Raw genomic sequence first — 13457 nt, 5'->3', positions numbered from 1 at the left:
AGAGATTTAAAATGGGCTTCGATTATAATCCTAATTACTTTATAGATGCGCAACCTTCCATCTATGAAAATGAACATTTGAGAGAACCGCAAAAACAAGGGTATTACCATGTATACGAACATTTTATTATCAAAGAAAAAACATCTCACGCAGTTATGGTTCTCCCTACTGGCGTAGGCAAGACAGGTGTAATGGCATTACTTCCATATGGAATTAGTAAAGGACGCGTCTTAATAATTGCACCTCAAATTGTCATCAAAGAAACCGTAATAGATGCATTAAACCCCATATTACCTAATAATTTTTGGTTAAAACAAAAAGTATTTGATCGTCCAAGTGATTTACCTGCATTAGTTGAGTTTGAAGGGTCAAAAACAAGGAGAGAAGTTTTAGAAGCAGCAAACATCGTAGTAGTTAATATTCAAAAGCTTCAAAGTAGATTAAATTCATCACCCTTAAATTTCCTTCCAGACAACTTTTTTGATTTAATCATAATAGATGAAGCACATCATTCTGTAGCTAAAACATGGGTAGAAACAACTCAATATTTTTCAAAAGCAAAAGTTGTTAAGGTAACAGGAACCCCCTTCAGAACGGATAAAGAAAAAATAGCTGGAGAACTAATATATAAATATAAATTAAGCCAAGCGATGGCAAATGGTTATGTAAAATCTTTAGAAAACTTTAAATACATACCAGAAAAGCTATATTTAACAATCGATGGAGATTATACGAAAAAACATTCAATAGAAGAAATTTATAAATTAGGATTAAAAAATGAAGATTGGGTCAGTAGATCGGTAGCTTATTCTACTGAGTGTTCCAAAAGCGTTGTTCAGAAAAGTATTAATTTACTCGAAGAAAAATTAATAAATACAACTGTTCCTCATAAGATTATAGCCGTAGCATCAGATATAACACATGCTAAAGAGATAGAAAGACTTTACAACGAAGAAGGATATTCCACTGCTATAATACATAGTGATTTACTTCCCGAAGAGAAAGAAAGAGCGTTTAGTAATATAAAAAACCATCGAGTAAAAGTCGTTATTAATGTCTCTATGTTAGGTGAAGGATATGATCACCCCTACCTTTCTATTGCTGCCATATTTAGAGCATTCCGTAATCCCTTACCCTATGCTCAATTTGTTGGTAGAATTTTAAGATCCATTCCACAAAATGAGGTAAAAAAAGCCGATGATAATGTTGGACAAATTGTAGCTCATAAGCATTTAGCATTAGATGAATTATGGGAATATTATAAAACAGAAATTCAGGAAAGTGAAGTCATTAGACATCTTAAAGCGTATGATAGTTTAGATAATACGGAAGAAAATAATACGCCTAACTCATCTTCTTCTACTAAACATCGAGATGACCCAATTGGTGAAGCAACAGAAAGTGGATCGGGGACACTTATAGGTGATACGTATTTAACAACAAAACTAATTGAACAAAAGAGACTGGAAGATAGAGAAAGAGAACAAAAAATTCTCGATATACAAAAGCTACTAAACCTTAAACGGGAAGAAGCGGAAAGAATCGTTAATCAGGCTTCAGCTGAAAATGCTGCTATTAAACGCCCTGACCTTTATTTCGAAAGCAAAAGAAAAGATATTGATATCACAATAAAAGAAAAAATTGTTCCAGATTTATTGGTTAAATTTTCTATAGATAAAAAAGCCGATGATTTGAAGAGCATTAGTCTTTTTAGGCAAAAATACTCTTGGATTCCAAGACAAATTCGCGATAATGGTGGAATGTTAGCCGTGTACTTTAGTACTTATCTTAAAGCTGAAATTGGCGCTCCAAAAAAAGAATGGACTATAGAAGATTATGATATCGCCTATGAAAAACTACCTCAAATCATAGAATTTGTAGAAAAAGTGTTGGAGGATAATATAAATTCGTAAAGAATCTGTTACAATACGATAGAGGTTATATTAATAACAATTGGAGGAGTAAAAAATGCCAAATACTGATGTCAAACGGATATATGATTTATTACACTCCCCTGTTTTGACACCCTATAATTTATTAGAAAATGTAAAATTGGATAATTATTTTTATGTTAACTACTACAAAAATGAAATTGGGATTGTCTGCGAAATGAAGTGCACAGTAAAAGACGGTAGCGATCTCTTATACTTCTATCATTTTGATAAAAATGATTGTCTAGTAAAGGTTTACATGCAAGATTCTAACGATGCTAAAGTACTGATTTTTGATCGGGAACAAGAATTAAACAACGAGATAAACAAACACATTAGAAAAAATATGCAAAAGACTGTTGCAATTTAACAAAGAGCGCCCTAATATAAAGGGCGCTCTTTGTTTCTATCATAATTCACTAAACCTAAATTACATTCTCCTGTTGAAATGATTACAATATGAATTTAAAATAAATAACTATTCGAAATATATTGAAGTAATGCAAGTCAGTGTAAAATACTTAAAGGAGTTTTTTCTCTAAAATTATTTTTTATTTTCTTGTAAACATTCTATATTCTCACCCCTTCTCTCTTCATACAAATCCGTTAATATTTTTATAATTTACAAAGAGCAGACAATCATATCCTATAACTGAATTTATTTATATATGGTAAAATATATCCATCGCTGATATGTCCAAACATGTAATTTTCATAGCAGCAAAATTACAACTAGACTTATACAACATGATTCAAAACAAATGAAGGAGTGTTTTAAGTGAAAGGACATATTCGAAAAAGAGGAAATAAATATTGCATCGTTATTGATATCGGCCCTGATCCAGAGACAGGAAAAAGAAGACAGAAGTGGTTTTCTGGATATAAGACAAAAAAAGAAGCACAGGCCGATGTAGCAAAAAAGATTACAGAGTTGAATGAAGGAACTTTTATAGAGCCCTCTAAAGTTACATTAAAAGATTATCTAAATCATTGGCTAGAAATTAAAAGTATGAGCATAGAAAAGAGCACCTTTGCTGGCTATAGGGCATTTATCAACCAACATGTTATACCTAGTATAGGAATGGTCGCGCTTCATAAATTAAATGTTATGCACATTCAAAAATGCTATAAGACTGCGATAGATAAAGGGATTGCAAGCAATTCTATTCTGCTTATGCATAGAATTTTAAAAAGCGCTTTAAACCTAGCCGTAAAACAAAATATTATGTCTCGAAATCCAGCAGATTTTGCTGAGATACCTAAAAAAGAAAAAACCCCTATCCAGACTTGGACAGAGGAAGAAGTAAAAAAGTTTTTAGCTCATTCACAAGAATCACGATATCACATTGGGTATCTACTTGCAATAACTACAGGTATGCGTCTGGGAGAAGTTTTAGGTTTACGATGGCAGGATGTTGATTTTGAAAAACATACCGTTACAATAAATCAAACATCTGGCCATGACAATAAGATCAAAAAAACTGCAAAAACAAATTCGTCAAAACGCACAATTCCTGTACCTGATGAAACAATAGCCGCCTTAAAAAAACATAAAATTTTAATTAATAAAGAGAAATTAAGGTTTGGTTCTGCTTATCTAGATCAAGATTTAATAAATTGTAATGAGTTTGGAAGAATCATAAAAAGAGCACCTTTCAGAAAAAGTTTCATTAGGGCGACACACAAAATAGGTATAAAAGAAATTAAATTCCATGATTTAAGACATACACACGCAACTATACTATTGAAACAAGGAGTTAACCCTAAAATCATCAGTGAGAGATTAGGTCATACAGATATTTCAATGACATTAAGTGTCTATTCTCATGTTTTACCGAATATGCAAGAAGAAGCCGTTAAAAACTTTGGTAAAAGCATCTTTGGATAACGTATGTTTGCAAAATGTTTGCAATTCATTAAAATAGGTCAAACAAACGTTGTTATATCAAGGTTTGTTTGACCTATCATCTTATATTCTTGATAGAATCTCCGAATTCCTATTGAAATATTTAATAATGGAGCGTTCTCACCACCACGGCTTATGCATTCGAATCGATATACATAGGAGAAAAAATCTTGTGTTTTTTCATCTTTTATCGGTCCTGACATCGCCTCACAAATATTTTGTGATCTAAGAGGAGAAAAATAGATCTCTTCTTCATTTGTATTTTCTAAATATATAGGACGCTCGCAAAAAATATGTGAGATTAAAGCGGGCCCCCACTTAGAATACGTTTCATTATCATGTAGTACTGGCAAATTAGAAATCAAATCGGATTGCCATTCATATTTTGGTGGCTCAACTAATTGATTTGGTTTCCAATCATGAATAATCTCATACCAACTTTGAAAAATATAATCGAGCTGTTCTTGTCTAATAGGTTCTTTCGATACAATCCATGGTGTATTTTCATTTAATACGTATGGATTATGCTGAATAAACAATATATCCGAAAACATATCATACAATCTTTCATTCAAACGTTTCAACTTACTCGTTAATAAAAACGTCTTATAATGTATCTCTACGATGTCCAGCCATTCAATAGGAAAGTATATAAATGATACCTTTTCATTTAATAGAGGTTCTACTATATTTTCAAATGTTAGCAGCCTTAATTTTTTCATAAAATGATTCCTTCCTTTCTTAAGTTGTCTTGATTATCAAAAAGCTAGAAATAGTTACTTAATCTAATCCATTTAAACAAAGTATTTAAAAGAAACGTAAAAACTGTTTATCTACATAAATCATTATCAAACCGACTCTTTTAAAAATTAAAAGTAATTATCATATACAACACCTCTTTATATTTGTATTTCAATACATTTGAATTATACAATGTATATAATATATTGTACTTATCATTTACAGTAACTTTACAAAAAAACCAAAAAAGAACACCTTAATTCGGTGCCCTTTTTACAAATATAAACCGTTATGTAATTGAACATATAGATAACAGTAATCCTCCAAATGAAATTGCTCCTAGTAAACCTACTACAACTCCTGTTAAACAAATACAATCAGCAAGACAAACAGAAGACTGCGATAATGGAACAAATGACCTACTTGTACTCGAACCATATTGTTTTATTTTCTCATAATTCACATCTAACATTAGATGTAAACATGTTACACCATCCTCAATAGTATGTAGAGGTTCTTTTTCTAATCGCTCCAATAATTTACTATCAAAAGCAACTGATAGAGGATACTGCTTATCTAATTTCATATTTTGATAAATTAGTTGCAAACGAGATAATATATTGCTTTTCTTCTTTTCAGTTGTTACTGTACATTTCATTTTATTAAATTCATTTAATAACAGTGTCAATTCATCTCTTTTTCCGTATAAATCTTTAGCTATTTTTCTCTTTCGTTTATACGAATGGATAATAGATTTTAGTCCAATCATATTCATACACTTCCTAATTACATATTATTTACCCGATTATTTTATAGATAAACAGTACTTTTTAATCTTATTTAAATTACACTCAAGCATCTTCATTTACTATCGATTAACATTACATTAACCTTACAAAGTTGTAATAAATTCATTAGCTAGAAGAAATCAATCCCTAAACCAGACAGATATTTGATGATAAAACCATAAGAAAAAAGCAATGATTAGATTTTAAATCTAGTCACTGCTTTATCTATCACCTCTTGATTACATCTATATATCTTATTGTTACTATTTCACTTGAATGATTGAATATATCCATTAATAATGGCTATATTCTTTGTCGGCACGTACATATATAAAACTAATGTTTTTTAATTGATAAGGTGAAACTTTAATTAGCCCTCACCAATTGGGCTTTTATGGGTAGTCCGCCACCTAACTTCTCTTTGCTCCCGCTGAATTTTTTTAGGGTCTTACTGCCCTGCAAATAGCAGGATAAATGCAATCAATATTCATACGTTATAATAGTACCAGTAGTATCAGTAGTACCACTAAAACCATCAAAACAGTTAGAGCAACCACCACAGCCGCCACAACCTCCGCAACCCCCGCAACCAAAACAACCGAAGCAACCAATACAACGGAATCCACCACAACGGAATCCGCCACAACGACCTCCACCACAACCACCACAACGACCACAACCGCCACAGCGACGAGCAGCATCTTCAATATAGTAATATGGATATTGATTTTGCTGGTCCCAATAGACAATATTTCCAGATCGGTAATCATTAAGACTTAACGCTTGTAGTTCTTGTTGAAACTGATTCATTTTCATAACCTCCGTTTATAAAATACAACCTCATCGATGCTTCCCTATGTTTCTGTTCGTTACATTTAAGTAGGAATAGCACTATAAACTAAGTTCAATACGTACACCAACAAAGTATGACTTATCATTAAATGATGCACCTTGTTCATATACCTATTTTTACTATGGGCTCATTTTTATAAAGTGAAACTTTAATCAGTGGAGGGTTAGCTCATCCCCCACTGATTATTAGCCCTCACCAATCGGGCTTTTACGAACAGCCCGTTAATGCGGGACAAATAAAAATTAAAAAATATGAATTCTAGCGTCATATCTTCATACTTACTAAATTCAATTAATTTCTCAATAATTATGGTGCCATATCCTATATATTTCCGTCTGTCACTTAGATTTTTCTGTACTGTAAATGCGTTTCGTTATAACATTTCCTAGTGACCGGTTTCTATGACGGATAAGAAATTCCTACAAAGAAAAAAGCCCTAATTAGGGCTTTTCATTCTATTTCTTTAGCAAAACTCTCTATGAAATTGCTAATTGAAAAAAGACGCATTTAGATTGATGCGTCTTTTTGTGATGCCTCTTTTGTGAAATCATATAAAGCAATTGCGCCTAAAAGAACAAGTATACCTTGAGGAACATCTATTAAAATAGTTTGCCAAATTCCCGGAATTACCCATTTAATATCTGCTGCTGTTTCAAGATATGTTTGGAAATAGCTGATTGTAAAATTAATGATTCCTAAAAATACAAACAATGATAAACCAAATCGAATTAATTTCTTATTTGTAAACATATAACACCTCTCAAAATTCATTGGATATTCCTGCTTTTACTTCTTTATTTTTCCATATCTCTATATTTGATTTTAACACAAAAAGAACTCAAAAAAACACAATATGCATATTTGCATATTGTGTTAACAGCACTTCATGGTAATTTAGAAATTCCTGCAAAGAAAAAACAACTCCGTTACAGCTAACAGTGCGGGTTTCTTTTCTTATTTAACTTCATACCTCCAAGCTTTACGTTCAAGGTAAAATTTCATCTCATTACGTTGTGCATCTGAAGTTAGCTTAGTAACATATCCGTTTTATTGTAAAATATATGTGACAGTAGTTTATCCATTTAATGCGTAGACAATTAAACTAGCTAACTTATCGATATGCCATTTCAGCATTTCCTCAGCACTATCGACTTTGCGCAAATTTGATAAGAAATATATATAGATAGATATTATCCATACCTATCTATAACATTACATCTATTCTTCATCCAATTACATCTTTTACGTCTGTATCCACTGGCCATTTTTCTAATGTATAAGCCATTTCCCAAAATGAATATTCATATTGACTGCTAATAATAAAATGCTGTTTCATACGCTTGCGGTCTGCCTCTGTTACTTTTTCAGCGATAGTATCTAAACGTGTAATTTGTTCTTCAACTAGCGTACGGAACCAATCAGATCCATAAGCAGAAATCCATTCGTTATAAATTGGCTCTTCCGGCTGGCACTCTTTTAAGCGTTCACCAATTTCATAATACAACCAATAGCAAGGTAAAATTGCTGCAATGATATCTCCTAAATGTCCTTCATACGCAGCACGATACATATGTGAAGTATACGCATATGCAGTTGGTGCAGGAATAAAATTATCTTTTTCTTCTTTTGTTATCCCTAGCTTTTTAGCAAAATTCTCATGTAAAGATAACTCTGCCTCATATGTATTTTGAGCATGATGTGCCATACGAGCTGTCGTCTCTAATTCAAGAGCTTTTGCAGCTCCTAAAGTTTGTACTTTAGCAAAATGACTCAAATAATATGAATCTTGAAGCACATAATAGCGAAAACTAGCTAAATCTAACGTTCCTTCACCAAGTTTTTTTACAAAAGGATGGTTAAAACTCGCTTCCCAAATTGAATCTACTTCTTTACGTAATGATTGTGAAAAAGTCATTAAAATCCCTCCAATAATGTATAAAATATAAGTATTTATCCACAATTATTAAAGCTGTAAAATAAAAAAACTTTCTTTACAGGCGTAAAGAAAGTGAAATTGACAGTATTTATTTACTCATTAAATAGCAACGTCTTTCCCACTTCCCTACGCTGGCATTAACCAGATCAGGTACTAAGAGTCTCAAAATCACATTTGATCTCAGCCTATAAAAGGCCCCCCTAGTGGATAAATATTTTGTTTTTATAATGTATTCATCATAGCATACTTCGTGAAACTGTCAAAAGAATTCGTTATATAACTATCTTAAAAACCTTCTTCTTTTCTCACTTTTAATGATGTTTCAATAATCATATCTAATAGTTTACTATAACTAATTCCCGCTGCTTCTGCACTTTTTGGCAATAAACTTGATTGTGTCATCCCTGGTAATGTATTAATTTCCATTACATATGGAATTCCGTCCTTCACCATCATATCAACTCTTGCATAAACACTACATTTTAATGCTTTATAACAAGCAAGTGATGCTTTATTTACACGTTCATTAATTTCTGCTGGAAGTTCGATAACTTCCTCAACTGTACTAGTATCATCATATTTTGCATTGTAATCAAAGAACTCGGCTGCATGTCGAATTGAAACTATAGGTAACTGTTTTCCATCCAGAATGGAACATGTAATTTCATCACCTTTTATATACTTCTCAATTACTACTTCAGAATCCCATTCGAATACAGTTTCTAGCATTGAGATCAATTCATTTTTATTGTAAACGATTTTCACCCCGACACTCGATCCGCCAGAGTTTGGTTTTACCACTAATGGAAATCCTAACTTATCTAACTCATCAAGATTTAGATCCTCCATTTTTGTAAGTTCAATCCAATCTGGTGTTTCTACACCTTCATAACGTAAAATCTTTTTCGAAATATTTTTGTCCATACATATACTGCTAGATAACATATTGCTTCCGCTATAAGGAATCCCTAAACTCTCCAGTGTTCCTTGAACTGTCCCATCTTCTCCGTATTTTCCATGTAATGCGAGCAATGCAAAATCAATGTCTTTCGCTTTTTCAATTAAATCCATTTTTTCGTTTAATGTAATTGGAACTATTTCATACTTACTTTTATCTAAATGTGCGATCATTTCATTTCCAGTCATAATTGATACTTGCTTTTCAGACGATACCCCGCCCATAATAACGCCAATTCTCATTCCCTCAACTCCAAATTTCATTTTTTATTGTATCACCAATTATTTTGATTCCCCGAACTATTTCTTCTTCTTTCAAGCGTGAAAATCCTAATCGGAAAGTATTCGTTCCTTCTTCACCAGAGTAAAAAACATCTCCAGGTGAAAACGTAACGCCTTTCTCATAACACTTTTGTAAAAGTGTGCGAGCATTCATATGCTCTTCTAGCTCTATAAATAAATGAAGTCCACCATCTCCAGTCATTCTTTTGAAAGGAATGTACTGGTTACATGCCCCGACAGCTAAATCATATTTTTTCTTATAAACAGATCTTGCCTTTTTTAAATATTTTTCAAAATATCCCTCATGTAAATATTGAAACAGAACAGCTTGATCTAACGTAGATGTGTGAATCGTTCTTGCTCTTTTTACGCTTTCTAAATAATGAATCAGCTCTTTATCTGCAATAATCCAGCCTACACGTAAACCAGGGAAAAGTACCTTTGAAAAGCTACTAATATAAATCACATTATTGCCAGCTCCAGCAAACGTTAATAATGGAGCTAAATGTGAACCTGAATAACGTAATTCTTCATTAAATCCGTCCTCTATAATAGGAACCTTGTATTTTGAGAATAATCTCATCAATTCCGTTCTTTTCTCTGAACTCGTAACAATACCAGTTGGATTATGATAAGAAGGAATTAAATATGCAAAATCAAAATCTTTTTCACGCAAGCTTTTTTCAACTTCATTCGTATCAATACCATCCTCATTCATATCAATCCCATGAACTTCAAGGCCATGTAAGCGGAACAGCTTTAGTGCAGCGTGATGAGTTGGATTCTCACAAATGACACGACCGGATTTTTTTGATAAAGAAGAGAGTACAATATCCAATCCTTCTGTAAATCCATTTGTAATTAGAATATCTTTATTAGAAATGTCTACACCTTTCATTTCCATATAATGAAGTAAGTAATTCATTAATGGTCTATATCCTTTTGCATATCCGTAGTTCAATACGATGTCCCCTTCAATGGACATACGAGTAAGAAAAGCTCTTTTGAAATTTTCAACATCAAATAGCTTCTCATCCGGGGCTATACTATTAAAAACAATCATTCCCTTTTCCCAACGAACACCATGTTTCATTAAATCTAATTCATCCGCTAATGCGGTCACTGTATTAAGTTTATTTTTCCAATCTATTTCAACTGACGAAGTGTTAGATATATCCACCTTCGCAACAAAGTTCCCTTTTCCTTTAACTGCATAAATGAGTCCTTCTTGCTCTAAATCTGCATAAGCAGCGAGTACAGTGTTTCTACTCACACTTAGTAATTCACTTAGTTCCCTTGTTGATGGGATTTTTTGATCCCCGAGCAAATGCCCTTTCATAATCATCTTCTTCAAATAATCTTTCAATTGAATATAAACGGGACGATCTTTAACAACTTTAAAATCCTTAAACAATTCCTTACCCCCTGCAATCATTTTTGCATATTTATTTCATTCTCAAAAGGTCCACAACATATGTATTTTTTATAAAGGGCGGTACGGTCTTACAAATCTTTTCGATATAAGTTAATTACATCTTTTAAAGCTGCAGCTGCTGCGCCTCGTGGATTAGAAGCCCCGCCAATTGTAGTAACTTGCCCCATCGTATCTGTAAAGAACGTAATTCCTTTTTCGCTCCCATTTACTTTTGCTAACGGATGATCTTTTTCTATTTCGCACGGTTCAACATTTAAATTCACATTGCCACCCGCATCCTTATATATTGATGCTATTAATTTAATAATTTTATGGTGTTCCTTAGCATTTTGTATTTGCTGTTTTGTAACGTGCTCGATTCCTTTTATATGTATATCAGCAAGTGTTTTCTCTGTTTCCATTAAGCTGTTTGTCAAAAGTAACAATTTACACGCACTATCTGAACCACTTATATCTAATAGAGGGTTTGTCTCAGCAATTCCTTTATTTTGTGCTTCTTTCAGCGCTTCTTCAAATGTCATATCTTCCTCATACATTTTCGTAAGAATATAATTAGTTGTTCCATTTAATATTCCTTCTATTTTTTCAATACTGCAACCAGCTAAACTAAATTGTCCGATATCTAGTGTCGGTAGTGCAGCGGCTGTTGCACCGCTATATCGAATTCGTACATTTGCACCTCTTGCTGCTTCATTTATTTCTCTCCAGTTTGTAACGAGCGCACCTTTTGAAATTGCTACTATATCCATCCGTTTCTCAATCGCTTGTTTCATATATTGTTTCCCTGGATTTCCATCTTTAAGATTTGTGACTGTTGATTCTACCAATACAGTACCACTTATGCTAGTTGTCGCACGTTCCTTTGGATGATACTCTAAATATTTTTCAATTGCAGCGGTACCGCCACCATACATTAATAAATGATGAAGAGATAGGCCGTCTTCATTATGTATTGCAATATTTCTCCCTAATACGCCACTTACAACTAATTGAATCCCATATGTTTCATATATATATGAATATTTTTCATTTAATAATTTTATAAACTCTCTGCCTACTGTTCCGTATCCTGATAATACAACTTGAATTTTCATAATATCCCCCCATATTTTTTCTACCAAATCCCTCTTTCAATATAATATAAAGCGCTCTCGAATTCCATCGAGAGCGCTTTATTATTACTTATTTCGGTAAACGTGATAGCTTTTCAGCAATTGTTCTATAAAACTCTTGAATGCTAGAAAAACCTAAAGAGTCTGAAACACTTAATCCTACCATGTCGAGATGGTCCCAATTCGCTTTCGTTTCGATATGATTCCATTTTCCAACCTGTAATGACTCATTATTATTTACAGCAACATTAGAAGATGGTGCAATCATGGAATTTGTATTTACTACACCATCATTTTGCCACCAAGAAGTATCAACTAACGGACGGTTTTCTTCATATCTCGCATAAGAACCTAAGAAAAATGCATTCCCCATCAACACTTTGTTCATCGTTATATGAGGTAAATGTAAACCTGTTATAGGTGCTGCTTGTGATGCATGTCCACTATAGGATAAGTAATACACATCCGGTTGCGTCTTTACCCAATTATTTAACTCCTTTGCACCATCTGTACTTAAATCCCATTGACTTATATCTTTTGTATTTTTCCAAAGTGAACTATTTAGAATACGATTACTATATTGGAAAAAGGACTCTCCAGCATTCTTCTTTATACCCCATTGATCCAATTTAAAATCATATAACGATAAATTATTGTTTCCTCCGAAGCTCGCAGCTGTAATGAGTAAATCTTTAACGAACGGTAGCAGAAGACTCCCATCCGCAAGTGTTGTACCGTTGTGAGGGGTTGCTAATGTTGTAACACTATGAACATATGATTTTCCGCCTTCAAATAGTGGTGATATTTTGGTGTCTGGGTGATTTTTCACATAATTCTTTTCTTCAAAACTCCCTTCTTTTAATAGCTGTACTAATGTTCTAATTGTTTGTCCACCCATGCTATGTCCAATTAAATGAACTTTATTTGTTTCACTCCAATTCGGCGCAAAACCACTATAAGTTCTGCCAAAACGATTATGTCCATGTTTCTCAGCATGCGAGACACCATAGTCTACTGTTCCACCGCTAATTTGCGCATACAATTCACATGCACGATCCCAGTTACTAGAAACAGGTCCAACAGCTGCGGTATGTACCGTATAACCATTTCGTTTCAAATCTTCCTGTATATCATGAACACCACCCCAATATTTTACGCCAAGCATTTCTTCTCTACCCCATCCAGCAAATCCATTCACCAATATGATAGGATAATTATTTTGTGGCCTCTCTTCAGCGTATGATATTTTCGCTTCGAATGAACATACGGTCACTAATGCGAAAAAACATATTTTTAAAACTAACTTCCCCATACTTTCTCCCCCTATTAAAACGTTTACATTTTTCTTTTTTGAAAATCAACAGAATACTTTAATAACTTAAACATAATGTAAAATATTTTATATACGTTGTATATATAGAAAACATATACAAATGTTGATAAATATTAATTCAAGTAAACATTTACTTTTTACAATACAACTTGTAAATCTGTTTATTTGAATTTATAATTAGAT

Annotated in this window: 12 protein-coding genes and 1 riboswitch; of the genes, 3 read left to right on the top strand and 9 right to left on the bottom strand. The window is 32.8% G+C overall.

Annotation, left to right across the window (positions count from 1 at the left end; genetic code table 11):
- Positions 1–11: 11 nt before the first annotated feature.
- From AC241_RS12820 to AC241_RS12810, 3 genes are all read left to right on the top strand, one after another.
- Positions 12–1913 (top strand): DEAD/DEAH box helicase, encoded by a 1902-nt coding sequence (locus tag AC241_RS12820; protein ID WP_050843702.1) that lies wholly within the window; start codon positions 12–14, stop codon positions 1911–1913.
- A 55-nt stretch (positions 1914–1968) separates the two neighbouring features.
- The gene (locus AC241_RS12815) at positions 1969–2301 is read left to right on the top strand and encodes a hypothetical protein (protein WP_050843700.1); all 333 of its coding nucleotides are present in this window, start codon (positions 1969–1971) and stop codon (positions 2299–2301) included.
- Positions 2302–2709: 408 nt separating this feature from the next.
- A complete protein-coding gene (locus tag AC241_RS12810; RefSeq protein ID WP_050843698.1) occupies positions 2710–3819 on the top strand; it encodes a site-specific integrase in 1110 nt (369 codons plus the stop codon).
- Positions 3820–3857: 38 nt separating this feature from the next.
- On the opposite strand, the gene AC241_RS12805 is transcribed toward AC241_RS12810, so the two are convergent.
- The 9 genes from AC241_RS12805 to AC241_RS12765 all read right to left on the bottom strand — a co-directional run bounded on the left by AC241_RS12805 (position 3858) and on the right by AC241_RS12765 (position 13253).
- Positions 3858–4559 carry a pPIWI_RE module domain-containing protein gene (locus tag AC241_RS12805; RefSeq protein WP_050843696.1) on the bottom strand — a complete coding sequence of 234 codons (702 nt, stop codon included), beginning with the start codon at positions 4557–4559 and terminating at the stop codon, positions 3858–3860.
- Between the two features lie 308 nt (positions 4560–4867).
- Positions 4868–5353 carry a hypothetical protein gene (locus tag AC241_RS12800; protein WP_050843695.1) on the bottom strand — a complete coding sequence of 162 codons (486 nt, stop codon included), beginning with the start codon at positions 5351–5353 and terminating at the stop codon, positions 4868–4870.
- 493 nt (positions 5354–5846) lie between these two features.
- A complete protein-coding gene (locus AC241_RS12795) occupies positions 5847–6176 on the bottom strand; it encodes a heterocycloanthracin/sonorensin family bacteriocin (protein WP_048564718.1) in 330 nt (109 codons plus the stop codon).
- A gap of 550 nt (positions 6177–6726) precedes the next feature.
- The gene (locus AC241_RS12790; RefSeq protein WP_029442397.1) at positions 6727–6990 is read right to left on the bottom strand and encodes a DUF3937 family protein; all 264 of its coding nucleotides are present in this window, start codon (positions 6988–6990) and stop codon (positions 6727–6729) included.
- Between the two features lie 454 nt (positions 6991–7444).
- Positions 7445–8134, bottom strand: a complete 690-nt coding sequence (tenA, locus tag AC241_RS12785) for a thiaminase II (RefSeq protein ID WP_016081502.1) — start codon at positions 8132–8134, stop codon at positions 7445–7447.
- A 127-nt stretch (positions 8135–8261) separates the two neighbouring features.
- A riboswitch (TPP riboswitch) is annotated at positions 8262–8367 on the bottom strand.
- 73 nt (positions 8368–8440) lie between these two features.
- Positions 8441–9355 carry a D-alanine--D-alanine ligase gene (locus AC241_RS12780; RefSeq protein WP_050844847.1) on the bottom strand — a complete coding sequence of 305 codons (915 nt, stop codon included), beginning with the start codon at positions 9353–9355 and terminating at the stop codon, positions 8441–8443.
- A gap of 4 nt (positions 9356–9359) precedes the next feature.
- Entirely contained in the window at positions 9360–10808 is a 1449-nt protein-coding gene (pdxR, locus tag AC241_RS12775) for a MocR-like pyridoxine biosynthesis transcription factor PdxR (RefSeq protein WP_016081504.1), read from the bottom strand.
- 89 nt (positions 10809–10897) lie between these two features.
- Complete coding sequence (locus AC241_RS12770; protein WP_029442394.1) at positions 10898–11923, bottom strand: homoserine dehydrogenase; 1026 nt, start codon at positions 11921–11923, stop codon at positions 10898–10900.
- A gap of 88 nt (positions 11924–12011) precedes the next feature.
- A complete protein-coding gene (locus AC241_RS12765) occupies positions 12012–13253 on the bottom strand; it encodes an esterase/lipase family protein (protein ID WP_043937204.1) in 1242 nt (413 codons plus the stop codon).
- Between the last annotated feature and the right edge of the window lie 204 nt (positions 13254–13457).

Source organism: Bacillus thuringiensis, from assembly GCF_001182785.1.
GTDB lineage: Bacteria > Bacillota > Bacilli > Bacillales > Bacillaceae_G > Bacillus_A > Bacillus_A thuringiensis_S.
This window is presented reverse-complemented; position numbering and strand designations above follow the sequence as displayed.